14 protein-coding genes are annotated in these 23,773 nt (G+C 61.3%); 7 read left to right on the top strand and 7 right to left on the bottom strand.

Features of this window, described 5'->3' with window-relative positions; translation table 11 throughout:
* Positions 1–63 precede the first annotated feature (63 nt).
* The 6 genes from KBX17_RS10980 to KBX17_RS10955 all read right to left on the bottom strand — a co-directional run bounded on the left by KBX17_RS10980 (position 64) and on the right by KBX17_RS10955 (position 14,569).
* Complete coding sequence (locus tag KBX17_RS10980) at positions 64–465, bottom strand: hypothetical protein (RefSeq protein ID WP_370687608.1); 402 nt, start codon at positions 463–465, stop codon at positions 64–66.
* Positions 466–782: 317 nt separating this feature from the next.
* Positions 783–2,840, bottom strand: a complete 2,058-nt coding sequence (locus KBX17_RS10975; protein WP_253579591.1) for a siderophore-interacting protein — start codon at positions 2,838–2,840, stop codon at positions 783–785.
* A 57-nt stretch (positions 2,841–2,897) separates the two neighbouring features.
* Complete coding sequence (locus KBX17_RS10970) at positions 2,898–10,445, bottom strand: condensation domain-containing protein (RefSeq protein WP_256019851.1); 7,548 nt, start codon at positions 10,443–10,445, stop codon at positions 2,898–2,900.
* On the bottom strand, positions 10,400–11,407 hold the full coding sequence (locus tag KBX17_RS10965; RefSeq protein ID WP_011274150.1) for an ABC transporter substrate-binding protein: 1,008 nt from the start codon (positions 11,405–11,407) through the stop codon (positions 10,400–10,402). The genes KBX17_RS10970 and KBX17_RS10965 overlap by 46 nt, the downstream gene beginning before the upstream one ends.
* A 94-nt stretch (positions 11,408–11,501) precedes the next feature.
* The gene (locus tag KBX17_RS10960) at positions 11,502–13,169 is read right to left on the bottom strand and encodes an amino acid adenylation domain-containing protein (protein ID WP_011274151.1); all 1,668 of its coding nucleotides are present in this window, start codon (positions 13,167–13,169) and stop codon (positions 11,502–11,504) included.
* The gene (locus KBX17_RS10955) at positions 13,166–14,569 is read right to left on the bottom strand and encodes a SidA/IucD/PvdA family monooxygenase (protein WP_253579595.1); all 1,404 of its coding nucleotides are present in this window, start codon (positions 14,567–14,569) and stop codon (positions 13,166–13,168) included. The genes KBX17_RS10960 and KBX17_RS10955 overlap by 4 nt, the downstream gene beginning before the upstream one ends.
* 69 nt (positions 14,570–14,638) lie before the next feature.
* Between KBX17_RS10955 and KBX17_RS10950 the strand changes: the two genes are divergently transcribed.
* The 7 genes from KBX17_RS10950 to KBX17_RS10920 are packed head-to-tail and all read left to right on the top strand — an operon-like array spanning position 14,639 to position 23,070.
* Positions 14,639–15,433, top strand: coding sequence for a GNAT family N-acetyltransferase (locus KBX17_RS10950; RefSeq protein ID WP_034984982.1), 795 nt, complete (start codon positions 14,639–14,641; stop codon positions 15,431–15,433).
* A complete protein-coding gene (locus KBX17_RS10945; RefSeq protein ID WP_011274154.1) occupies positions 15,430–16,455 on the top strand; it encodes an iron ABC transporter permease in 1,026 nt (341 codons plus the stop codon). The genes KBX17_RS10950 and KBX17_RS10945 overlap by 4 nt, the downstream gene beginning before the upstream one ends.
* Positions 16,455–17,558 (top strand): iron chelate uptake ABC transporter family permease subunit, encoded by a 1,104-nt coding sequence (locus KBX17_RS10940; RefSeq protein WP_256019848.1) that lies wholly within the window; start codon positions 16,455–16,457, stop codon positions 17,556–17,558. The genes KBX17_RS10945 and KBX17_RS10940 overlap by 1 nt, the downstream gene beginning before the upstream one ends.
* On the top strand, positions 17,555–18,430 hold the full coding sequence (locus KBX17_RS10935) for an ABC transporter ATP-binding protein (protein ID WP_256019846.1): 876 nt from the start codon (positions 17,555–17,557) through the stop codon (positions 18,428–18,430). The genes KBX17_RS10940 and KBX17_RS10935 overlap by 4 nt, the downstream gene beginning before the upstream one ends.
* Before the next feature lie 29 nt (positions 18,431–18,459).
* The gene (locus tag KBX17_RS10930) at positions 18,460–19,302 is read left to right on the top strand and encodes a 2,3-dihydro-2,3-dihydroxybenzoate dehydrogenase (RefSeq protein ID WP_049780521.1); all 843 of its coding nucleotides are present in this window, start codon (positions 18,460–18,462) and stop codon (positions 19,300–19,302) included.
* Positions 19,303–19,339: 37 nt separating this feature from the next.
* Positions 19,340–22,846 (top strand): isochorismate synthase, encoded by a 3,507-nt coding sequence (locus tag KBX17_RS10925; protein ID WP_256019844.1) that lies wholly within the window; start codon positions 19,340–19,342, stop codon positions 22,844–22,846.
* The gene (locus KBX17_RS10920; RefSeq protein WP_256019842.1) at positions 22,846–23,070 is read left to right on the top strand and encodes a phosphopantetheine-binding protein; all 225 of its coding nucleotides are present in this window, start codon (positions 22,846–22,848) and stop codon (positions 23,068–23,070) included. Before KBX17_RS10925 ends, KBX17_RS10920 begins: the two co-directional genes overlap by 1 nt.
* A gap of 436 nt (positions 23,071–23,506) precedes the next feature.
* On the opposite strand, the gene KBX17_RS10915 is transcribed toward KBX17_RS10920, so the two are convergent.
* Positions 23,507–23,773 (bottom strand): integrase core domain-containing protein (locus KBX17_RS10915; protein WP_256019840.1); only part of this gene is annotated, 267 nt, incomplete at its 5' end.

Genomic DNA, 23,773 nt, shown 5'->3' with positions numbered 1-23,773 from the left:
TGGATCCCACCGTGACACCGTCATCACCAACACCAACCCTTCAGATCAGTGTTGCAACGACCACTAGAACTTAAGCAGGTCACAGAAAGCAGAAGACCCCGCCGGTGCGTGGTCAGCTGCAGAGATCTTCTCCAGGATTTCCGCAGTGAATCCGCTGGCAGTACCGTAGACCACCTCAGGTTTGTTTTCGCCGAGCTTTTCGGTAGCCCATGGGCCGACGCCAGACGCATCAACATCACCCTCAGCACCCCAGGGCGCTACGAGGACTGGTTGGATACCTAGAGCGAGCAAGGTATCGCTGTCTCCCAGGCCAACTGCGGCGATGCGCTCGTCCCCGGTGCCCTCATTTTTTGACGCCGCCGCGTCATCGCCTCGGGAGCAACCAGACAGAACAAGAGTGGATGCTGCCAAGACAGCGGCGGTCTTCAGCGCCGCTCGACGGGTCAGCGAATTGTTTCGAAACATGTGAAAGCCTAACGTGTAAGGAACTCTTTGAGGCGCTGTAAAGTACCCGTAGCCCCAAAGGGCTGATGGCCTCTTTCAGCTACGGTGGATTCAGCAACCGCGCCCATCTTACACAGGTTAGGCTAACCACACAAAAGGCTGCCCTAAGTTAATTATTTTGGGGGATGTGTGGCCGCCGATATGGAGGCAGCTCAGCCGCTAGGGGCCAGCCGACAGGGGGCACTTTAGAAACGGTTTAGCAAACCACCAAACGTCCGCCGCTCCTCCACACGCTTCGCCCGAGACAAATGTCCTGAGGTTCGCCCGACCACCGGCAGTTACCTACCTCCCCTCCCCACCTCGAACAGCTGGGCACTCCACCCCACCGCCTGCTGCGAACGCGCTACCGCACCCACGGCAGCCAGGTGCTTCGCAATCACACGGGCCGTGGGCAGCTGCGATCCATACAGAACGAGGCGTGATAAATCTTCCTCGTAGTCATGCTCCTCGGCCCCGCTTTCCTGCAACACTGGGGTCACCAGGAACAGCTGCGCCCCAAAACGTAGTACGGCAGCTACCAGCTGTTGCAGCTCTATAGCTGGCCAACGCCGCCACGGATCAACCAGCACCACAGCATCTACCTGCTCACACAAAGTAGCCACTGTGCCAGCCCAATCCGCCCGGCGCACATCCTCACCGCGACGCCCAACCGTTGGAGCGTGCAGTGCACTATAGCGAGCACGATCCCGGCGGCGTGGAGCAATATCGCGCAGCATAACCTCCTCTGCGCTGGCCCCAGGCTCCGTCATCGCTGCAGTTGTTGCGCCTACTGAAATCCTTGCGTCATCTTCTGCCTCCGAAAACGACCCCAACACCACGGCGTTGGCCTGCGGTATCTTACGTAGAATCTCATCCGCATACACCGCCGCGGCCGGACCTCCCACCGCGCACCGAAGCGAGCCAGCATCCTGTCGCGCTAGTAGCTTGCTGCTTAGAATCTCCGCTGCGGCCGGGGCCGACCACTGAGCGCTGGAGGCCGCCTGTTCGTGTTCCTCCACGGCCAGTTGTGGCTGGGTTTGCACAATGTAGTCCCAGCGGTGCTCGCCCGTATCAGCCGGATTCTGCAGTGCCTGCCCTAGCTGGCCAAGTGCTGCGGTCTTGGCGGCTGCCGGCCCGGCAATCCAATCCCTTACTGGAGAATCCGGGTTTGCTAACTCGCTGCCCAGCGCAGTGAGGCCGATTCGAACCGCCCGTTGGTCCGCCACATCCTCCGCTGAGCTATCCAGTGCTGCATCCGCCGACAAAGTCACTAACCCCACTGCCTCCAAGTAACGCGCAATCCGGAGAGCCAGCTCCTGCTGCAGGCCAGTTGCTGCGGCCAGTTGATCCACTCGATCCGCGCCCTCATCAATCAGGCCAAAAATCCCCAACCCTACGGCTTGGCGCACCAGAATCGCCGACCCCATCTCGGTGAGTTCATGCAGCTCAATCACCGCATTACGGTGGCTCGTCACAGCCCCTGTCTCCGCCCCCTCACTGTCGCCCTGCGTAGCCGTCGCCCCTGCTTCCGATTGTGCCGGTGCCATTGCGCGCCAGTACCCCGTAATCTCCACGTTTTCCCGCGGAATCCCCAGAGCTCGAACCCAGCGTCGGATCGCCTTCAATCGCCCGGCCTCTCCCGCAGCCCATACATAGGGCATCGCGGCGGGCTCGGCCGCCCACTCTGGGTGTTCTCCGTACAACTCGGTAGCTTTCGCCACGAAGTCCCCGCCCTCGTCTCGCACCTGCCAGTGAATGTCCACCTGTGCTTCGAACTCCAGTCGCTGGACATGTGCCCGCGTGGCTACCTCAATAATCGCCACTGCCCTATACCCGGCGGGCAAAGACTCTATACAGCGAGCAATCGCCGGCAGCGCCGTCTCGTCGCCCACCATCAGTAGCCACGGAGTGTGGGTGGGCAGCGCTGCGCAAGACTTCGGCCCTGCGATATACAGGAGATCTCCCGGTCGAGCTCGTACGGACCAGTCCTCGGCCAGGCCTTGGCCATGCCGCGCGAAGTCTACGACGAGGCGGCCCTGGGAGGCGTCGAATGAACGGACGGTATATGTCCGAAACAGATCTTTGACCTCCTCTTGCCATAGCACCGTCGCGTCCTCCCGTGTGATGGGGTGAGGGCGCTCCCCGGTGGCCGGGTCTGGGAAGATGATGCGGATATCGTCGTCGAAACCATCGCTGACTAGCGGTGGTGCGTCTACGCCGAACGCACTATGGGCGCGTAGTTGTTCGCCCGTCAGAGTAATGCGACGCATCCCTGGTGTGATGTCCTCGATGTCATCGACCTGCAGTTCGCGGATCGTAATGGGGTAGATTTCCCTGTCTCGGCTATTCCTCGCCATGGTCATTCCTTTCTCGTTTCTGGGTTGGCGGTGTGCGGTGAGTCGGTGTGTAGCGGGTCAGTGCGCAGGGTCGGCATGCGGTGGGGCGGCATGCGCAGGGTCGATGCCTGTCGCCTCGGGTGCTGGCCGGTCAGCCGAACTCTTGTTCAGCAGCCGCGGTGCCCATTGCTGGAAAACGTTCTTCCAGCCATCGGCTTTCACCAGCTGCGCGTGCGTAAGTTCAAGCTCGCTCACCCGCACCGGATACGCCCCCGGACGGCGCCTCCACGCAGCAGCCGGATCCCACTGCCCGTGTGCCACATCACTGTTGTTTTGCGTTGCCACCACTAGCTCGACCCGGCCTTCGTAGCTGGTGGGTGCTGCTGTGTGCAGCATCTGCATGCAGAAACGGATGTTGCTTTCTATATCGACGCCCACAGTGCCCAATTCGTGTGACATCCCATCGGCACGCGCAATTGCCCGAACGTCGTAGTCACCAAAGGCTGTCCTGCCATCGGGCGTGCCCGGCGGCCAGGAATGCGTACCGGAGCTGGGGCTGCTGCCGCTGGGGTAGGCGTCAAGAATTCCTAAGAACCGCACCTCATAGCCCCGGCGCTGCAACGCGGCAGCGATGTTTTCAGCCACCACGCCACCGAAGGAGTAGCCCACCAACGTGAAGGGTCCTTCTTGTTGCTCGGCCAGGATCTGTTCGGTGTAGAGCTCCGCTAGCTCGGCCAGTGTTCCCACCTGGGGTAGCGGGGACGGTAGTTCGATCAGGCGGGTGTCGAACTCAGTGTCCGCCAGAAGGCTGGCCAGCGGGGCGAAGGCCAAGCCATGTCCGCCGATCGGATGGAGGCACCACACCGGGCGGCGTTGCGAATGCTCGGCAGTCTGTAAGCGCTGGGATTGCTGCGGCTTCGGCGGCTGCTTAGCCTTCATAGCTCCACCAGTGCCCTGCCCCAGCCGTTCCGCGATGGCTGCCGGAGTACCAGCATCCACAATGTCCTGGATCTTCAACTGCATGCCCTGCTTGCGCAGCACACCCATCAAACGCATGGCCAGCAGGGAGTCACCACCGGAGGTGAAGAAGTTCTCTTCGGGGCCGATCGGGTTGCCTAGCAAGCTCTCCATGGCGGCCTGCACCTGGGCGCATACGGGGTTGTCCTCAGAAAGCTCCCGGTTACCGGTATTGCACGTATCCGCTTCCTCTACTTCGCTGTGCCCATCTACTTCTATTTGCCCGTCCGCTGGCTCCTCAAACTCGCCGCGCTCCGGAAGCAACTCCACCAACCGGAGATCCCTACCGGTGGCGGCGTCGCACAGTGCATTGAGGAATGTGCCGAACCACCTCGCGGCGGCGTCAGGAAGAATGCGTTCCACCACATCCGGACGGTGCACCAGCGTAATTTCCAAAACGTCCCCGGGCGGGCACACGACAGTCAGCGGGTAATGCGTGCGACCGCTGGTGCGCAGCCCCTGGATGCGCAGGCACGACTCGGAGGTCTCCACTGTGTGTGGACCGCTCGGTGCACCGAAGTGTGCGTGATGGTCGTACACCACCGCGGTGTCGAACAACGGTGCACTTCCCACCAGGGTCTCGATCTCCTGTAGCGGCGTGGTCTGGTTCTCGCTGATCAGCGCCATGGTATCTGCCACCTGTCGCACGGTATGGCGCAGCGTGTGCCCCGGTTCGAGTTGTACGTGCAACGGGAGTGTGGTGATGAACATGCCCACCGCACTAGCCATTCGCGGCTGCTCCGCGGACCGGCCGGAAAGAGTCACCCCCGTAGTCACTCGGCGCCCACCATGCATCGCAGCCAGCGTGAGCAACCATGCGGTTTGTACCAGTACACTGGGTGTGGTTCCTAGGCTCGCCGCGGCGGTTGCCACCCGCCCATCTGTGTCGCGGTGCAGTACGTGCGGCACCTCTGGGGCTTCTGTTGTGCTCTTTTTACTTGACGCCACCGGCCGCAAGCCCGCAATCACACCTCCGTGCTCGCCTGTGCGGCTGGCCTCATGGGGCTGATCGGTGCCGGTGAAAATCTGTTGCCAGGCGCGGTGTTCCCGCTCCAGTTGTTCGACGCTGCGTTGGCACAGGCTTCGAGCAAATTCCGCGAAGGAGGGTGCGGGGTCCAGATCCTCGCCGCTTAGCAGTCGCTGCAAATCCTGCAGCATCACGGCGGTGGACCAGCCATCGGTGAGGATGTGATGGCTGCCCAGCACAAGTGTGGCAGGGCGGTTGGTTTCTAGTCGGTTACTCTCTGGCAACAGCACCAGGTCTGCGGTGACTAGCGGGCCGGATTCCAGGTCCACGGCGCGGTGGCCGCGCAACTCCCGTAGCTGTTCCACGAACGCATGAGCTGCAGCCGGTGAGAAGTCTCTGCAGTCGTGGATTGTCCAGGGCAGATCGAGCCGCTCCGGAATCAGCATCAGCGGGAGGTCGCTGCAATCGAACACGGCGCGCAGTGCTGCGTGGCGGCGCAGAATTGCCCGCATCGACTGGTGGATAAGCTCTGGGGAGGCCACACCAGTAAGGTCCACGGCGGCGGCAATGACGTAGCGGTCGGTTCCGGCCAATCCGTGGAACAGCAGCCCCTGCTGGGAGGCAGTAGCCGGGACAATGTCTTCCAGGGGACCGTGGGCGGCTTCCAGGGAGCGTAGATGAGCAACGCTGAGGGTCGGTGTGGGCTGGTTGGTTGAGCTGTGGCCTAGCCGAGGGTTCGTCGGCTGTGTATCGAATGCCCGGTAGTCGCTAGGCAGTGCTTGGCGCAGTACCAACCGATCCGCGACCAGCAGGTCCCGCGCCGCACGCTGTAGCTGTTCGTGCAGTTTCTCCAGCACGGTCGGGGATGCATCCCTGAGTGCTGCCAGGTCCGCCACGTATTCCACGTCTGCGCCGTCCGAGGTGAGGAAGACATTTATCGTCAGAGCCTCCGTCATCCGCCGGTCGTCGGATTCCAACACGCCGAAGCTCTCCTCCGGCTGTGCATCCAGAACATTAATCACCACACGACGGTTTGGAGGGCACGAAGCTGGATCCCACGGCTGAGCCTGCGACTCGGCCTCGCGCCCAGCGCGAACCCACGCTGCCATAAACCTCGGAGAATTGGCGGATGAATGAACGGAGGCACCGTCAGCCCTCGCAGAGAAAGCCCAACGCTCCTCCGTAGTGAACCAACCGATCAGCTCCATGCAATCCACCGCGCTACCGGTGCTGCCATAGTCACCAGAACGAGTGGCACCGGTGCCGCCATCGCGGCCGTGCCCTTCCACCACCAGCTGAAGCTCGGTCAAACCTACGGCCTGTAGCGCTTGCGCTAACAATGACACCACCACGACCTGTCGGTCTGTTCGAAAACGCTGCGCCAGCTCGGAACTCATCGCCGCAGCGTCCGGCATCGCAATATTTCGCCACATCATCGTGGCCTGCCCCCGTGGGCATAGCAGTTTCTCCGGCAACTCCGGCAAGACCGACAGCTCCGCCGATCCCGGTGGCACGTTCTGCACGGCCTGGTGCTCCACGGCACGCTGCATCCCGTGGGCGCGCAGGAGGCCGGTGAGCGCGGGAAGCTTCACGTTGGCGTCAATTAATACAGCATTCCACTCGCGCTGCAGGTTCGGCCAGGACAGCGCATCGATCGCCAGGTGGTGCACCATCACCAGCGCGCCTTCCCTGCACAGTCCGACCTGCCACATCACTCCACCATCGGGGGCTATGCCGGCGGCCAGCTGCTCCACCGGATCTGGGCCGTCCGGCGCAAGCTCCACCACAATCTCCTCGGCGTTAGCCAGTGGCACACGCGGGATCAGCTGCACTACGTTGTCCCAGTCCAGCAACATCCGCAGGCTCGCATGCCGGCGCTGAAGCACCTCCACCGCGCGTAGCACATCGGCTTGGCCGCACCCGGGTGGCATATCTAGCCACCGGTACATCACGTGGCGACGCATCGCATGCACGGTGGGCGCAGCTGCAATCTGCGTGCGCGCCACCGGACTCCACGGCAATACACCCCAATCCAGCCATTGATTGTCCCCATTATTGGATCTCGAATTACCCCCCTTGCCCAGGTCTTCACCAGAACTAAGGAAGGTCGGGCGCGCAGCCTGCGAAACCTGGGGAGCCTGCGGATTCTGCGGAGGACGGAAGTCTAATGGGATCTGCGCTAACGCAATGCCGCCCATTAGGTCCTTCGGCTGCAACAGCAGCCCCTGCTGACGTGCGCGAGAGGCCACATGAAGAGCAGCAATACTCTCCCCTCCCAAACTGATGAAGTCCTGATCAGGATCAGTCTGCTGCGGCGGTAGATGGAGAACATCACACACCGTGCGATGCAGCAGGAGGTGGGCAGGGTCGAGCGGTGCAAGCGGGTCGTTTTTACCGCTTGTAGTTGCGTTACCTGCGCTAGAGACCTCCACGGGTTCGGTCGCCTCGGGAGCTGCGGTATCCTCCTTCGCACCAGCGGTCGGCGGCTGCAGTCCGTATCCGGCGATGGCCTCCCGGTCGATCTTGCCGGAGGTGGTGGTGGGCAGCGCTCGCACTGGATGGATGCGCCGGGGGATCGCCGCGGCGGGTAAAGCAGCTTGCAACTGGTGCCGGATAGCGGTCAGATCTGAAGCGTCCATGGGCCAATCCCCTACCACCGCAGCAACCAACACAGTGGCCTGCCCACTGCGATTCAGTGGTGCCACGGCGCAGTGCCGCACGCCGTTCACGCTGGCTAGTACAGCTTCCACTTCGGCCAGCTCCACGCGCTGCCCATTGATCTCGACTTGCTCATCGGCACGCCCCAGAAACTGGTAGCCCCGCCCAGGAATCCATCGTGCCCGATCCCCGGTGCGGTAAATGCGCTCCGGAGCCCGACGCGGGTCGATGCGAACGTCCTCCTTGAACGCCGCATCGGTGGCCTCCGGAAGGCCACGGTAGCCGAGTGCCAGCTGTGGACCGGCTAGAACCAGTTCGCCTACTTCTTGGTCTCCTACCAGCTGCAGGGCGTTATCCACCAGGTAGGCACGCATACCGGCAACGGGCCGCCCCAGGTGTGCCACGCCCGGCTCCACTCGGGCCAAAAGGGCATCTACAGTGCTTTCGGTGGGGCCATAGGCATTGACGACCTCCAGGCCGGTGGCCGCCAGGTGATCCCACAGCTCAGCGGGCAGCTCTTCGCCACCCAAAACCACTAACTGCAGGCTCGGTACTTTCTCCAATAACTGCGCGGCCAACAACGCCTTCATCATGGAGGGAGTCGTATCCACCACATTGATCTGCTGTGTAGCGAAGTGTTCCACCAGCTTGTCTGCATCCCCAGTGGCCTGTTCTGGGTAGAGGTGCACGTCGTGGCCCGCCAGCAGCCACAGCAACTGGTCGAATGCTGCATCGAAACTGAAAGACGCCGTATGCGCCACCACCGCGTGCGGCCTGTCGTACAATCCGCTGCGGTGTTGGGCAAACAGAGAGCTAATGGCACGGCGGGGAACCTCCACGCCCTTGGGCTTGCCGGTGGATCCAGAAGTATAGATCAGGTAGGCCAATTGCTCCGGGTCTGGACAGGCTGCCGATTCCGCGGACCGTTCTACGGCGTTCTCCTCCGAGGTGGTACTGCCCAAGGCTAGGGCGTAGCGGATGGCCGCCGCATCCACACTAGCTACCGGTTCAGCGTTCGCATGGATTTGCTCACGGCGCTGGGCAGGACTGGTGGGATCGATATAGACGAAGGGCACACCCGCGGCGAAAGCGGCTAGCACAGCAAGGGCCAATTCGCGCCCCCGCTCCATCTCGAGAGCGAGCACTGGTCGCGCCCTATCTTGCTCGGTGACTTGTTCCGCCTGGCGCCACCTGTCGCTTCCCAGAACCTCACGGCGAAAGTAACTAGCCAGGCGATGTACTGCAGCGTGGAGATCCTTGCTGTTCAGCACTGCAGCGCCCAGTATCTCGCGATCCAACATCTCAGTTCCGGGCTCGGTATCCCAGCCATCGGCAGTGTGAACCACCAGATGTGCCTGTGTGTGGTTTCGCAGCGTGGACAAAGCGGTGCTCAGAGCGTCCTGCGATCGGCTATTTTCGGCCACTTCGACACCTTGGGCGCGCCGCTGCTCTAACATTTCCACGCGCCGTCTCTGGCTATGCAGTGGCAGCTCCCCGATCTTTCGGGATGTGTCTTCAAGCGCCTGACACGTGAACTCCCGCAGTGCCTCCAACCGAGCCCGCGCATGCTCGGCACTCACGCGGGCCGGATCCGTCTCAAAAGCCATGTCCAGTCCGCCATCCTCGGCCGGGGTGAGCACCAATCCCAAATCCTCCGGCGGCCCACCCGCCACATTGCGCAACCGCCCCGGAACCCCCGCGAAATCCGCCCGGGTGGTGAAGGCCTTAGCATTCACTCCCACTCCGTGTAGCACGTCAGCCACCCGGGAGTCCCCCGTGATCTGCGGTAGGCTCTCTCCACGCAGTCGCTGGTGGGCCAGTAGACCATGCAGCGACTCCACCGCATGGTGTAGATACTCCTGCACCGTTTGTTGATTGTCGACGTTGACTCGCAGTGGCAGCACATTGACGGCCATTGCAGGCGTGCGGAGCTCTCGCGTATGCGAGCGTGCCATCACGGGCACAGCCAGGAATTGTTCGCTGGTCGAGCGTGGAGCCAACAGACGGTGAACAAACGCCCCGTACAGTGCGATCATGAGCTCTACCCACGTAATCTGCTCATCAGTAGCGGCTTTCGTGGCCTTCTCCATGATCTCCGGCCCCAGGCGCATGGTGGTGGTGATTGTGGTTTGCCCTGTGCCTTCTGCCTTTGTGGCCGTATTCATCGTGGCGCGCTCAGCAACTTCCGGAAGCTGTGCGAGTACGGACGTCCAATACTGTTTATCCCGGATATGCTCCGCGGATTCGCGGTACTCCTGATCCAGCGCCACCAGTTCGGACAGCGAAGCTGCCCGGAATGGACGAGCCTGCTTTCCTGCCACGCGAGCGGTATAAATCTGACTAAGGCGACGCGTGAGCAGGGAAGCCGAGAAGCCATCGACAATAAGGTGATGATAAAGCTGGACAACCCAGGTCTCGGTGACGTCGAGAAGAATAATGACATAACGACACAACGGTTGATCCACCATGGTGCGCATCGTCTCGGCACATTCGGCGCGTAGCGCATCTACCCAGGCTTCCGCGCTGCGCTGGGGATCCGCGGCGTGCCGCACGTCGATCACGCGGTCGACCCCGGGGCCTTCCTGTACCACGGATTGTTGCGGGGTAAGGCCATCCGTCGTGACGCGCACGCGCAATGTCTCAGCTTCCTGTTGCAGCTGTGCGATGGAGTGCTGCAGAGTTTCCAGCTCGATGTGCCCTGGCCCCAGGTGCAGTACCTCACCAACCACGTAGTAGGGCGATTCGGGGTTGAGTTTTTGGGCGTTCCAGACACCGTATTGAGCGCTCGTTAACGGCAGCGTAGAAGACAAGTCAAGTTCCTTGTGAGTCGGCGGGCGGCAGCGGGGAGGCGAGTGAGAGAACAAGAAAGGGCATAAGAAAACACCCCACGCTGCCACACCGGGCGACACATTCGCGAGGGGTGCTGGAGAAAAAGAGACTAAGAGATCTCTTTCAAGGTAGGCTTGACCTGCTCCAATACCCATGCACGGGACAGGGCGGTCGGCGTGTTCAGGCCAGCAACCACAGCCTCGTTACCCGCCAGGGTGGCGCCGGACTTGACCTGCGGCAGGTCTGAGTAGCCCGGGATCTTCTCCACCTCCGCGATGTCACCGGTGCGGTTATAGATCACCATGAAGTCCGCAGCCAGGGCGGAGACGTTTTCTGGCGACAGAGTCACGCGCCCCTGCTGTACCTCGATTGAGCCGTCGGTCAGAGATTCCGGGAACTTCATACCCAGGTCGTAGATAAAGGAGGCTCCTGGATCCTTCGGGTCGGCCACAGCTCCAAAGGATCCCTGAGCGAACTGGGAGACCACACCGGTCTTACCCTCGATATTCGGCAGCTCGGACTTCGCATCGGAGAAGACTTTCTCATCCTGGTCGATGACTTCTTGAGCTTTATCTTCCTTGTTGAAGATCTTGCCGAGCTCCTTCAACTGCGACTTCCAGCTGATCCCCTCACCCTCGGTGCCAATACCACCCAGAGTGGGCGCGATCTCGGAGAGCTGTGCGTAGTTATCCTCGGAGATCGTCCAGTAGTCCCCGACGATGAAATCCGGAGCAGCGGCGGCGATCTCTTCCTTCGGCAGAGTCTTGAAATCGGTCTGCTTGATAATCTCCACGCCATCCAACTTGCCGTCGCGCCACGGGGCATTCATGTCCTTAGCAGACACCACCACGGCGGAGGGCTTGATGCCCATAGCCAGCAGGTTGTCGATGGCTGGACCAATGGCAACGACGCGCTCGGGGTTTACGGGGTATGTGTCTTCCCCCCAGGCGTGCTTGATGTTGACTTCGGAGGCATTATCGCCGGAATTCGCTGCGGAGTTTGCGCCTGAGGAAGTATTTTCCGCCTTGTCATCTGCATCGGAGCTGCAGGCTCCCAACACCAGGGTAGTGGAGAGCACGGCGATGCTGAGCGCACGGACAACGTTTGAGTTCTTCATTCTGAATGGGTTTCCATTTCACTAAACGAACAAGATTAGGTAAGGCTACCATCACCAAGGGTAGGCTAACAAGGGCAATCTGAGACTTTTTAACTTAATTTGGATCGGGGAGGGCACGACGATCCAGCTTCCCATTACTGCTCAGCGGCAATGCCTGCAGAGCCACTACACGGCTGGGAACCATGTACTCCGGTACTGATTCGCGCAGCACAGCAGCCACCTCCGTAGGCGGTAGTACCACTGCTTCCTGATCCCACACCACATAGCCCACCAGCACTGGTGAATCCTCGCCAACGACACGACTGGCCGCCTGCCGCACACCAGGAACCCGTCGCAGCGCCGCATCTACCTCTCCCAACTCCACTCGGTTGCCCCGGATCTTCACCTGGTCACCCACCCGACCTACGAATTCCAGCAACCCCACCTGGTTCCATCGTGCTAGATCTCCGGTGCAGTACATTCGGCCGCCATCAACCTGTGGGTACCAACTGGGCACAAAAGATTGTGCCGTTAGCTCCGGGCGGCGCCAATAGCCAGTAGCCACCTGCACCCCGGCAATGCAGAGCTCACCCACCTGGCCAGGATCGGTAACCTCTTTCCCATCCTCAGCGCGCAGATAACAGCTCACATTGTCTTGAGGCAGACCCAACAGCGACGGTTGCCGACCATCCCCCGCGCTGGATCCCGCCAGCTCAGCCAGCAATTCCTCGGTATATTCAACCCACAGCACATCCATCGCGGCCTCCGTGGGCCCATAAAGTCCATGCACCCGGCAACCGATCTGTCGCAGGCACCGTTCTGCCAGCGCACTGGGCACAGCCTCGCCACCTAGCAGCAGATGCTTGAGCCCAGCCAACCTTTCCAGAGGCTCACCCATGTCGTCCATGACATCCAACAGCGTGCCGAGCATACTCGGCACCATCGACAGCACACTGACCTGGTAATCCACCAGCAAATCCAAAAAGCCATCGATATCCCCCATCCACCACTGTGAATCGGGCATCACCACCGTTCCACCATTAGCCAGGGGGTTCAGGATCTCCGCGATACCCACATCAAACACCGCCGGCGCCTTCTGCAGCACACGAAGTTCCTCGCCAGGCCCCACGATCCGGGCGCTCCATTCCAAATGGCAGGCTACGCCACGGTGAGTATTCACCACCGCCTTCGGCCGCCCGGTCGAACCTGAGGTGAACGTGATGTAACAGGGATCCTCCGGGCAAATGTCCGTGTTCACCTCCAACAGCGCACCGCTCACCTGCAGCGAGCCACCCGATCCATCTATATTTTCGCGGTCACACTCTGCGCCACCAATCCACACTTCAGCGGCGCAAGCTTCGGCGACGACTCGGCGCAGCTCCTGTTCCGCAGACTGCTCCACACCGAGCAACATCACCAGCTCCGGCTGAAGATCTTCCAGCTGCCAACGCAAACGCTCTGTTGGAGAATCCACCTCCAATGGACAATAGACTGCGCCCGAGTGAAGAATCCCTGCCACCATTACCGGTAGCCGAGTATCCCGGCGCGCCAGTACCGCGATCCGGTCCCCTCTACCCAGCCCGCGGCTGCTAATACTGCCGGCCACTCGCCTGGCACCTCTAGCCAGTTCTGGCCAAGTAATGGCCCCAGCAGGCCCCGTAACCGCTAGCCGTGGGCTATCTACCCCACACTCCTGGACTGCCGCACAAATCATCGCATCCACCGTGGCATAGCGCTGCTTCACTCGGCGGCCATGAGGCCGCGGTGCTGGAAATGCACTCATGAACGCACCTCCGCCCGAACCCCAGCCTGCACCCCAGCCCGCATGCCAGCCTGCACATCGGCGGCATTATCGCCCAGGCCGTCCCCTACACCGAGCCCAGCTACTACCCGATCGGAAAGCTCGCCCAGGCAGCTCAGGTTCGCAAACCCCGGCCCCTGGCGCATAGCTGCCAGTGCCGGAACAAACAGGTGCGGAACCAATCCCTCCACTGCCAGATCTGCCCCAATACTGGCCTCCCAGGCCGGAACGGAGCTCAGCGCTGCATCGGACTGGTTGCCTAGTGCGCGCTCCAGGAGGAGGCGCACCTGTGGCGTCATCACATCACAGAACCACAAGGGCCTACCACCGCGAGCGTCAATGACGAGATCGCACAGCTCGGTGTAGGAGCCACACACTTCATCATCAATATGCACCCGCAGTCGAAAATCAGCGTCCGGCGAGCTCGCCAGCTCCACACGGCGGACAACGCCACGGCGATGTGCCACGCGATCATCGGAATCTAACACCTGCTGCACCCGCACAGAAAGCACCCCACGGTCGGTTCTGCGGATGAAGTCTCTACGCGCTGCTTCGCTGAGTGTCACCCATTTGCGCGGATCTGTATACAACTCGTTTTCGAATTGACTCTCCCCACGACTGAACATCGTGGCCAGGGGCGATACGGCCAGAGCTTCCTCAATATTGAGGTGAATTAGCTGGTCCAACACGGAAGCTGCAGATTCCCCAGTACCGACCACCACAACACGAGGGACCTCGGGGAGGCTTCCACGCGCCTTGAGATCCCAAAATTCTGCCACAGAGAGCACACCCGGAACATCCGAAATTTTGCCGTTGCTACGGCCAGGGCCGGTAACGAGCACACTATCGGCCTCCAGAGTGAACTCGGCGCCACGTGTGTCCTCGGCAGTGAGGCGCCACCGGCAGGGCTGGGAGGCAGTGCCGGTGGCCGTGCCCGTAGGGCTAGTGGCACTACTTTCAGTGGTCACGTCGAGTAGCCGCACCGTTGCTGGAACCACCCGCATTCCCATCTTTTGCGCCGCCCACTCCAGGTAGCTAGCCCACAGGTAGTGCGGTGGGTTGGGGTGGCCACGGTCGATCCAAGAGGCATAACGATCCGACTCCGTAAGGAAGCGCACCCAGCTAAGCCCCAGCATGCTCCGGTCCACGGCCTCGTTGAGCTCGCCCGCGATGCGCGTGCGGTAGGGAAATCCCAGATCTTTATCGGGCGAGGTTCCCAGCAACTGCCGCCCGTCCGTCCACCCACCGCAAGGCTTCCAATTACCGCCAATGCCGTGCGGATCCAGCACGGTTACTTCCGGGGTTGGAACGCCCAGGCTGCGCAGAGCGTGGAGTTTCGCCTGAACGGCTAGCGCTTTTGGCCCCGCTCCGATGATCGCCAATGATTTCAACTTACCATTCCCTTACCAAGTGAAGGCTTACCTTACACATAGACGGTAGTATGCTTACCCATGATTGACAATGACCCCCAGCAACAGCCTGAGTCACTGCTCACAGGAAGCCCCCAACCCCGCCCGGAGGAAATACTGGCCCGGTTGCGCCACGACATCCCGACAGCGGATTTCCTCCCTTCCCCGCCACCGTTACCGCAGATGAACCCTCCCTTTTCCCTACGCCCTGCGGACCCAGATCCCGAATCTTCCGATGCCGATCTGGTGGCCGAGTGGATGTCCCGCCCTCACTTGCGCGAGACGTGGGAACAACCCTGGCCAGCCGAACGCTGGCGCCAGGACTGGGTCGCAAAAACTCACACCACCTACGCTCGCGCCGCAATACTGTCCTATTCGATACCCCGCTCCCCCCACATCCGGGCTGCAAAGGAAGCCACGAGGGGCGATGCCTCCGCAGCTCCTACACCGTCTGACGAGAATGACGCCACAACCCCGGTGGGGTACGTGGAAATCTATCGTCCGCACCGGGACGAGATTGGCAGCAGCTATCTCTCTCAACCCCACGACCTGGGAGCCCATATCGCAATCGGCAAGCCAGAACTGACTGGCCATGGGATCTTCTCTTCTTTTCTGAGCAAGCTGGCCGCAGCACTGCTAGAGCAAGACCCGCAGTGCCAGCTGGTGCTTGGCGAGCCGGACTATCGCAACACCCGCACGCACCGGGCGCTGGCCAAGGCCAGTTTCCAAGATTTCGGCGAGCGACAGCAGCGGGCAGACCGGCGCGTACGGTTGTTCGGCTTAACACGGCCTAGCGCAGGGCGTGAGCCGCAACAGCGATTGGAGGCCACGCCATGAGTGTGCGCACCAGCCGCCTACTGGGTCTGGGGGTACTACTCCTACTGGTCGTCAGTGGCACGATCTGCAGTTTCCTGTACGGCGCCCGTTCCATCCCCGCAGAGGACGTGTGGGCTGCACTTCGGGATCTCCCGGCTACCAGTAGCTCCCCGGAGGAGGTTCCAGTCAACCAACGCGTGGTCGCCGAGCTGCGCCTGCCACGCACCATATTGGCCATTATCGTGGGCGCGGCACTAGGCGTAGCCGGCGCCCTAATCCAGGGACATACCCGCAATCCCCTGGCGGATCCGGGGATACTGGGAATCAGTTCCGGCGCGGCACTGAGCGTGGTGGCCAGCTACGCCCTGTTGGGCATCAGCGCGCCTTGGGCGACTGCGGTGGTTGCCTTCCTTGGTGCAATCGCGGCGACGGCGCTGGTCTTCGGCCTAGCTTCCGCGGGCAGAGCCACGGTAAATCCCCTGACCCTCGTGCTGGGCGGAGCCGCGCTGTCGGCAGTGCTAAGTGCCATCACGAGCGCCTTCGTTCTCACAAGTGAAAACAACCTGGATAGGATGCGCTTCTGGACCGTCGGTTCCCTAGCGGGCCGGGATATGAACATCGCGCTCAGCGTCTTGCCGTTTGTGGTTCTGGGGTTGATCCTGGCCTTTGCCACGGGCCCGCAGCTGAACATCCTAAATCTGGGCGACGACGTGGCTGCTGGCTTAGGTATCAACACTGCGGCCGCGCGACTAGGTGGCATGGGCATCATCGCACTGCTGGCAGGTGCAGCCACTGCCGCTGCAGGACCGCTGGGCTTCATCGGCCTGGTGGTACCCCATATCGTCCGAGCCCTCACCGGCCCGGATTACAAGTGGATTCTGCCGTACTCCGCGCTAGCCGGTGCAGCACTACTTCTTTACGCGGACGTGGTGGGGCGCCTCATCGCCCGGCCCGGCGAGCTCCAGGTGGGCATTGTACTGGCGTTCGTGGGTGCACCGTTCTTCATCGTCTTGATTTACCGAAAGAAGGTGGCGACGCTCTGATGGGGCTCAACAAGACTTCGCGCAATAGGCTCACCGCTACCGAGCGGTTTCCAGGCCGTCCGGCATTCAGGGTCGGGCCAATCTCCTTCGTTTGGCGCCCACGAGTGCTGCTTGTATGCCTCATTGCCGCGGCCCTTATCGTTTTCTTGGGAGCATTTTCCATTGGACTAGGTGATTTCCCCATCTCCGTTTCCCGAGTGCTGGAGGTTGTCTTCCGCGGGGATGGAAACCGCGTGGAAAGGCTAGTGGTCCTGGACTGGCGCATGCCCCGTGTAGCAACCGCCATCGCGGTCGGCAGTGCTTTGGGGCTTTCTGGCGCGCTAACTCAGACAGTCACCCGCAACGCACTGGCCAGCCCGGATATCCTTGGTATCACCACGGGCGCCTCAGCCATGGCCGTGACGGTCATCGTCCTCGGCGGTGGCAGCGGATTTCTCAGCTGGCTGTCCGGAATCGGAATCCCTCTGGCCGCACTACTAGGGGCGATACTCAGCGCTACAGCGATCTGGGCACTGGCGTGGCGGCGCCAGGCGGATTCCTACCGACTAGTGCTCTTTGGCATCATCATCACCGCGCTGCTCAGTTCCTACATCAATTTCCTTATGATCCGCTCGGAGCTACGGAATGCTACCCAAGCGCAGTTCTGGCTCACAGGCTCCTTGGCCACAGCGGGCTGGAATACCACCATCCCGATGGTGATTCTGGTGATCGCGTGCTGTCCCCTACTGGCCTGGATCGGCTACCAGGCGCTGGCCACCACTTTGGGACCCGATCTGGCTCGGGCACTCGGCCAGCGGGTCAACGGTGTACAGGTCGCGATGCTGGCGCTGGCCGTGGCCCTAGCTGCGGTAGCAGTCTCCGCCGCCGGCCCCATCGGCTTCGTCGCCTTCGTAGCACCCCAGGTGGCCCTTCGAATGTGCGGCGTACCCACCCCACCGCTTGCGGCTTCGGCGCTCACCGGTGCAGTACTGCTGCTGGGGGCGGACATCGTCACCCAAGCGATTCTGCCGGTGGAACTTCCGGTGGGCATTGTGACCTCCGCCCTAGGTGGCATCTTCCTCGTCTATCTGCTCGTTCAACGCACTAGGAGCACAGACGCATGACCTCTTCCACACCCCAGCCAAATACAGCACAGCACAACACGGCACTACCAAATACAGCACAGCCAAGCGACACCAGCGGCGTAGTTGCGTCCTCGATCACGGTGGGCTACGGCGAGCGCACCATCATCCGCGACCTTAGCGCCACGTTCCCGGCGGGCAAGATTACTACCATCGTGGGGCCCAACGGCTGCGGTAAGTCCACATTGCTGCGTGCCATGTCCGGCCTACTTGACCTCAATACGGGAACCGTTCGTGTGAATAACCAGGACATCACGGCCATGAAACGCAAGGAGGTCGCCCGACTATTGGGCGTACTTCCCCAATCGCCCGTGGCCCCAGAGGGCCTGCTGGTCTCCGATCTGGTGGCTCGCGGGCGGCACCCACACCAGGCGTGGTTCCGGCAATGGTCTTCCACGGACGAAGGGGCGGTACTCGAGGCCCTGGAGCAAACAGATTCCAAGGATCTTGCTAACCGCACGCTGGATGAACTCTCTGGCGGCCAGCGCCAGCGCGTGTGGATTTCCATGGTGTTGACGCAGAACACCGACATCCTTTTCCTCGACGAGCCGACCACCTACTTAGACCTGGCGACTTCCGTGGACATCTTGGAACTGGTTGAGGACCTGTGCCAACGGCTTGGCCGCACCGTGGTTATGGTGCTGCACGATCTAAATCTTGCGGTGCGTTATTCCGATTATCTAGTGGTCATGAATGAAGGCCAGGTGATGGCCTCCGGTTCGCCTTCGGAGATCATTACTGCAGAGCTACTGCAGCGGGCTTTCGACCTGCGAGCACGGGTGATCGAAGATCCGGAGACTGGCGACCCGCTCATCATCCCTCTCAAGAAATCCAAAAATAACACCGTTGATTAGCCTAACCTAAGTCGATTACAGTGTCCGCTATGGATTTCAACATTCCTCCGCACCTAGCCACACGGCAGCCAACCGAGTCGCCGCCGGAGCAAGCGCAACTACAACAAACGGTGATCGTGACAGGTGCTGCTGGAGGCATCGGCCGCGAGTGTGTGCGCCTGCTACGACAGAACGATCACACCGTGATCGGCTGGGATCTACCGGAAGTAGACATCACCTCTTCAAACCCGACTGACCCACGCAGCGTGGAAAGCCACCTGTCGAAAGCACTGGCAGCTCACGGGCACATTGATGCACTCATCCACTGCGCGGGAACCTTAATCCCAGATAGCGCACTGACGGGCCCCACGGCAGTTGACACAGTTGACACAGTCTCGGGTATCGGTACGGACCCCGACGAGACCGGAGCCTGGGAAAACAACTTCGCTGTCAACGTCACCGGCTTAGCCCGCACATGCTCCGCAATCGCCCAGCACATGGTGGATCGCGGCACTGGAGCAATTGTGGCAGTGACTTCCAATGCAGCAGCACAGCCCCGGGCACGCATGGCCTCCTATGGAGCTTCCAAAGCGGCAGCGACTGCCTGGTTGAAAACTCTGGCGCTAGAGTGCGCCCCACACGGGGTGCGCTGCAACAGCGTATCCCCTGGTTCCACAGACACCGCGATGCTACGCACCAGCTGGCACGGCGAGGATCGAGCCGCGCAGACCCTTGCCGGTGTACCGGAGGACTACCGGTTAGGCATCCCCTTACAACGCATCGCGCAGCCAGAAGATATCGCGGCAGCATGCCTCTTTCTTATCTCCCCTGCAGCCTGCCACATCACCATGCACGACCTCCGTGTTGATGGTGGCGCCACCCTAGATGCCTAGCCTCTGTACCCCACCAGCCCAACGAAAGGTTATCTCTATGGCGATTCCACCCATTTCGCCCTATCCCATCCCCACTCCATCCACCACACTGCCCGCCGATTGTCCGGCGAGATCCTGGGCCCTGGAGCCCGCACGCGCAGCACTGCTGGTGCACGACATGCAGAAGTACTTCCTAGCTGCCTATGACTGGAACAAAGAACCGCTACACTCGGCGCTCGCCAACATCGCGCGCCTCATCACCACGGCGGATCAGCTGGGTATTCCTGTGTTCTATTCCGCCCAGCCGCCGCAACAGCACCCCACCCGACGAGGGCTCTTAAGCGATATGTGGGGACAAGGTTTACAAACAGCCGAGGAAGCGTCGATCATCAAAGAGTTGGCGCCAGGCAAGCATCACCAGATACTCACGAAGTGGCGCTATTCCGCATTCGAGCGCACGGACCTTTACCAGTCGCTGGCTTTCGCTCGGCGGGATCAGCTAATTATCACCGGGGTATATGGCCACATGGGCTGCAAGGTCACCGCGGTGGATGCGTTTATGAAGGACATTCAGCCGTTTGTGATCACGGACGGAATTGCGGATTTCACGGCACAGGACCACCAGGAAACGATTGATTGGGTAGCCAAGCGCTGTGGAAGAAGCCTGGATACGGCCAGCGCGCTGAAACAGCTGGAGGTGCACGATGGTCCGCCCAGTGGGGAGGCTAGTGGCCCACCCAGCTTTGTCATGAGCGACAGCGACCAGACTCTGACAACCTGCGGCGTCAAAACTCGTTATGGCACGGTAGAGCAAGCCGCCGCAGCACTTCGTAGGGCGGCGGAGGCAGGACGGGAAGACGTCGTGGTGGGAGCGCTGCCCTTCGATCCAGACACAGCACCGGTATTGCTGGCCCCCGAGAGCTTTCAGCGGCACGCGGGAGCTCCGCGTTGGAAGACGGCTCCATTGGTTCCCGACGTGGTGGACATCTCACAACGCCCCAGCCTGCAAGAGCATGGCCGGCGGGTTAGCCGTGCCGTGGAGGCGATTGGGCGTGGCGAGTTTCAAAAGGTGGTGCTTTCCCGCGAGGAGGAGTACACGCTGGCTAGCCCTGTGGAGCCGGAAGCCCTGCTACGAGGGTTCATGGAAACCTCCGCCACGGGGCACGGGCACCTGGTAGCTACGACTAACGGCCCCGAAGAAGCTTTCTTCGTGGGATCTAGCCCGGAGCTACTGATCCGCAAGGAAGGCGCGCGGATTGTTTCCCACCCGCTGGCCGGAACTATCGCTCGATCGGAGGACCCGGTGACGGACTGGGCGCGGGCAATTGAGCTCACGCTCTCCCACAAAGACATCGCCGAGCACCGCTTCGTGACCACGGCCATCCGGAAGGTTCTTGAACCCCTGTGTACTCAGCTACACGTTCCGGAATTACCCACGCTGACCGCCACGTCGCACACCTGGCACCTAGGAACCCATATCGAAGGCACGTTGCGGAACCCTGATACCTCCGTTCTGGAGTTGGCTGCGTTGCTACACCCCACTCCGGCAGTCAATGGAGCACCGTCCGCTGCTGCGTTGGACTTTTTGCGCCAGCAGGAGCCGGAGCGGGGTCTGTACGGCGGCGCCATCGGATACGCAGATTCCCACGGCGATGGCGAGTGGCGGGTAGCTATCCGAAGTGCCACGGTTCAAGGCTCCCAAGTGTCTGCCCGAGCCGGCGGCGGAATCGTTGCCGAATCCCAGCCAGACCAGGAGATCGAGGAAACCAACTTCAAACTCGGTCCGGTGCGTGCGCTGTTGGGACTGGCCGCAAAGGGAGATACAGAAGGCACCGCGCAGCCCCCGTCAGCACACATAGCGCCCAATCCCGAGCCCCACCTCAGCCCGCTTAACGGAAGCCACGGCCCAGAGGTACTGGCCAACCACATGCCCCGTACCCTCGCGCAGGAATACCACCGCCAGGGAATATGGACCCACCACACCCACTGGGATGTCTTCCAGCAAACGGTTGCCACCTTTCCCAATCGACCCGCCACGACGGACGGCCACCGCAGCCTGTCCTGGCACGAACTAGACAACAGCGTCGAGACCGCCGCCCACTACCTTCACCAAGCCGGAGTACGCCGGGGCGATGGCTGCATCCTGCAGCTTCCCAATAGTGTGGTGTTCCTCGAAACTCTCTTGGCATTATGGAAGCTCGGCGCCATTCCCATCTTCGCCTTGCCTGACCTCGGCTCCACGGAGGTGCGCCACTTCGCCAGCCACGCGCCAGCACGCTTCTACATCAGCACGTCACGCCCCGATCGGCACCTTGCGGGCGTCCACGCCACGCTACAAGAGCCGCTGGACGATGGCCGCACTGTTCGAGCGATCCTCATCGACGAGACCGCCGAATCTCCCTGGGCTACCGAATCAACGGGGCACTCGGAGGCTGCAAACGAAGAGTCACCCGCCCCTCCAACCGCCGATGTAGAAGCAGACGAGCTTGCGTTCCTGCAACTCTCCGGTGGCACGACCGGCCTACCGAAGCTAATCCCGCGAACCCATGCGGATTATCTCTATTCGATCCGTTGTGCGTTGCAAGCCTGTGACTTGGAGACGGAATCTTGCCTGCTCGTCGCTTTGCCCGCGGCGCATAACTTCACTCTCAGCTCGCCGGGAATTCTGGGTGCGCTGCTGCGCGGAGCGCACATCGTTTTCGCCAAATCACCGATGCCCAGCGATCTGCTGCCTGCCATTGACCGCCACGGTGCGACTCACCTCGCCCTGGTACCTCCGGCGGTACTGGGCATTCTCCATGCACCGGCCCGCGATCGCCACGACCTACGCACTCTGCGCACGCTATGGGTGGGTGGGGCGAAGCTATCTGCCGAGGTGGCCCGCCGCATCCGGCCGGAACTCGACTGTCAACTGCAACAGGTTTTCGGCATGGCTGAGGGACTCGTAAACTTCACACCGTTAAACGCCTCGACCGAGGAAATAATCAATACACAGGGTCGCCCCATGAGCAGCCACGATGAGATTTGCATTGTTGATGACGCCATGCTCCCCCTCCCCGAAGGCCACCCCGGACACCTACTCACCCGCGGGCCGTACACGATCCGGGGCTATCACCGTGCTGAAGAGATCAACTCTAGGGCATTCACCGAAGATGGCTTTTACATTACTGGCGACATCGTCACCGTCGACGATAGTGCTCTGACGGTTGTCGGCCGGGCAAAGGATCAGATCAACCGCGGTGGGGAAAAGGTGGCTCCGGAAGCAGTCGAAAACGCGTTGCTCAGCCATCCGGATATCCACGATGTTTCGGTGGTTGGCACTCCGGACGACAATCTGGGCGAAGCCATCACGGCCTATGTGATCCTGAGGGATGGGGTGGATGATCTAACGCCACTTGCTGTCCGGAAGCATGCTCGGGCTGCCGGTATCGCGCGGTTCGCAGTACCGGACCACGTGCACATCGTGGAGGAGTTCCCCACCACCGGGGTGGGCAAAGTGAATAAACGAATCCAACAGAACAACGCAGATAGCACGGCCGAACGGAAGATTGAGGTAGCGAACTAATGGAACCAATCACTGAAGACCAGTTGCGCGGATGTGTAGCCGAGACGATGAAGATGGAGCCAGCGGAGATCGAGGTTTCCGAGGAACTCTATGACCAGGGTATGAACTCTCTGCAGCTAGTTACGGTTCTCACTTGGCTGCAGGAGAAAGGCTACGATGTGAGCTTCGCCGACTTAGCGGAGGATACTCGGCTGACGGCCTGGTTCGAACTGCTGGATAGTTAAGCTAGATGTGGGTCTAGGCGGGCAACAGGCTGACACCCGAACAGATGCAGGTGGGTGTGGCATGACTCGGTCACGTGTACACGCGGACGCACCGTGAGGGTCTCCACTCGCCATGGTCCACCCTCCAAACCTCACCCGTGCCTCCACTCTCCACGCTCAACGCTGCACTTTCCACGGGTCATCCGGGACAAATGTCCTAAACGCCCCGAAGTTAGACCCCCACGCCGGCAGTTACCTACCTCCGCTACACCCCAACAGCATTTGTCCCCTGCGAGGGCGGGCGGATTCTAGGGGTCGTTGCAACATTTCCTAGCTTTCAGCTAAACCTAACAGCTCCGCCATCCGCTCCGCAGGAGTAGCAAAACCCAACGTCTTACGCGGCCGACAATTCAACCGATGAGCAACAAGCTCTGAAGCGTCCTGGTTTTCGTTCCGCTTATTGAACGCCCAACGGCTGGGCGTGTGATTGTTGATAGTAGGCGTCTTCCATCTCTTGTGGAGTGATGTATCCCAATGACTCGTGCAGGCGGTGGTTGTTCCACCAGTACACCCAGCGAAGGGTCGCGATTTCGACTTCCCCAACCGACGCCCACGGCCGGTGGGGATAGATCAGCTCGGTCTTGTAGAGACCGTTGACCGTTTCCGCCAACGCGTTGTCGTAGGAATCGCCGACGGTGCCAACGGACGGATCGATCCCAGCTTG

It is taken from the genome of Corynebacterium sp. CCUG 65737 (assembly GCF_024454115.1).
Lineage (GTDB): Bacteria > Actinomycetota > Actinomycetes > Mycobacteriales > Mycobacteriaceae > Corynebacterium > Corynebacterium genitalium.
Note: the sequence above shows the minus strand (reverse complement) of the source record. Positions and strands in the feature narration are given on the sequence as shown.

Coding starts and splice junctions, on each gene's coding strand:
- KBX17_RS10980 (WP_370687608.1), bottom strand. CDS start 465: ATGTTTCGAAACAATTCGCTGACCCGTCGAGCGGCGCTGAAGACCGCC.
- KBX17_RS10975 (WP_253579591.1), bottom strand. CDS start 2,840: ATGGCGAGGAATAGCCGAGACAGGGAAATCTACCCCATTACGATCCGC.
- KBX17_RS10970 (WP_256019851.1), bottom strand. CDS start 10,445: ATGGGTATTGGAGCAGGTCAAGCCTACCTTGAAAGAGATCTCTTAGTC.
- KBX17_RS10965 (WP_011274150.1), bottom strand. CDS start 11,407: ATGAAGAACTCAAACGTTGTCCGTGCGCTCAGCATCGCCGTGCTCTCC.
- KBX17_RS10960 (WP_011274151.1), bottom strand. CDS start 13,169: ATGAGTGCATTTCCAGCACCGCGGCCTCATGGCCGCCGAGTGAAGCAG.
- KBX17_RS10950 (WP_034984982.1), top strand. CDS start 14,639: ATGATTGACAATGACCCCCAGCAACAGCCTGAGTCACTGCTCACAGGA.
- KBX17_RS10945 (WP_011274154.1), top strand. CDS start 15,430: ATGAGTGTGCGCACCAGCCGCCTACTGGGTCTGGGGGTACTACTCCTA.
- KBX17_RS10940 (WP_256019848.1), top strand. CDS start 16,455: ATGGGGCTCAACAAGACTTCGCGCAATAGGCTCACCGCTACCGAGCGG.
- KBX17_RS10935 (WP_256019846.1), top strand. CDS start 17,555: ATGACCTCTTCCACACCCCAGCCAAATACAGCACAGCACAACACGGCA.
- KBX17_RS10930 (WP_049780521.1), top strand. CDS start 18,460: ATGGATTTCAACATTCCTCCGCACCTAGCCACACGGCAGCCAACCGAG.
- KBX17_RS10925 (WP_256019844.1), top strand. CDS start 19,340: ATGGCGATTCCACCCATTTCGCCCTATCCCATCCCCACTCCATCCACC.
- KBX17_RS10920 (WP_256019842.1), top strand. CDS start 22,846: ATGGAACCAATCACTGAAGACCAGTTGCGCGGATGTGTAGCCGAGACG.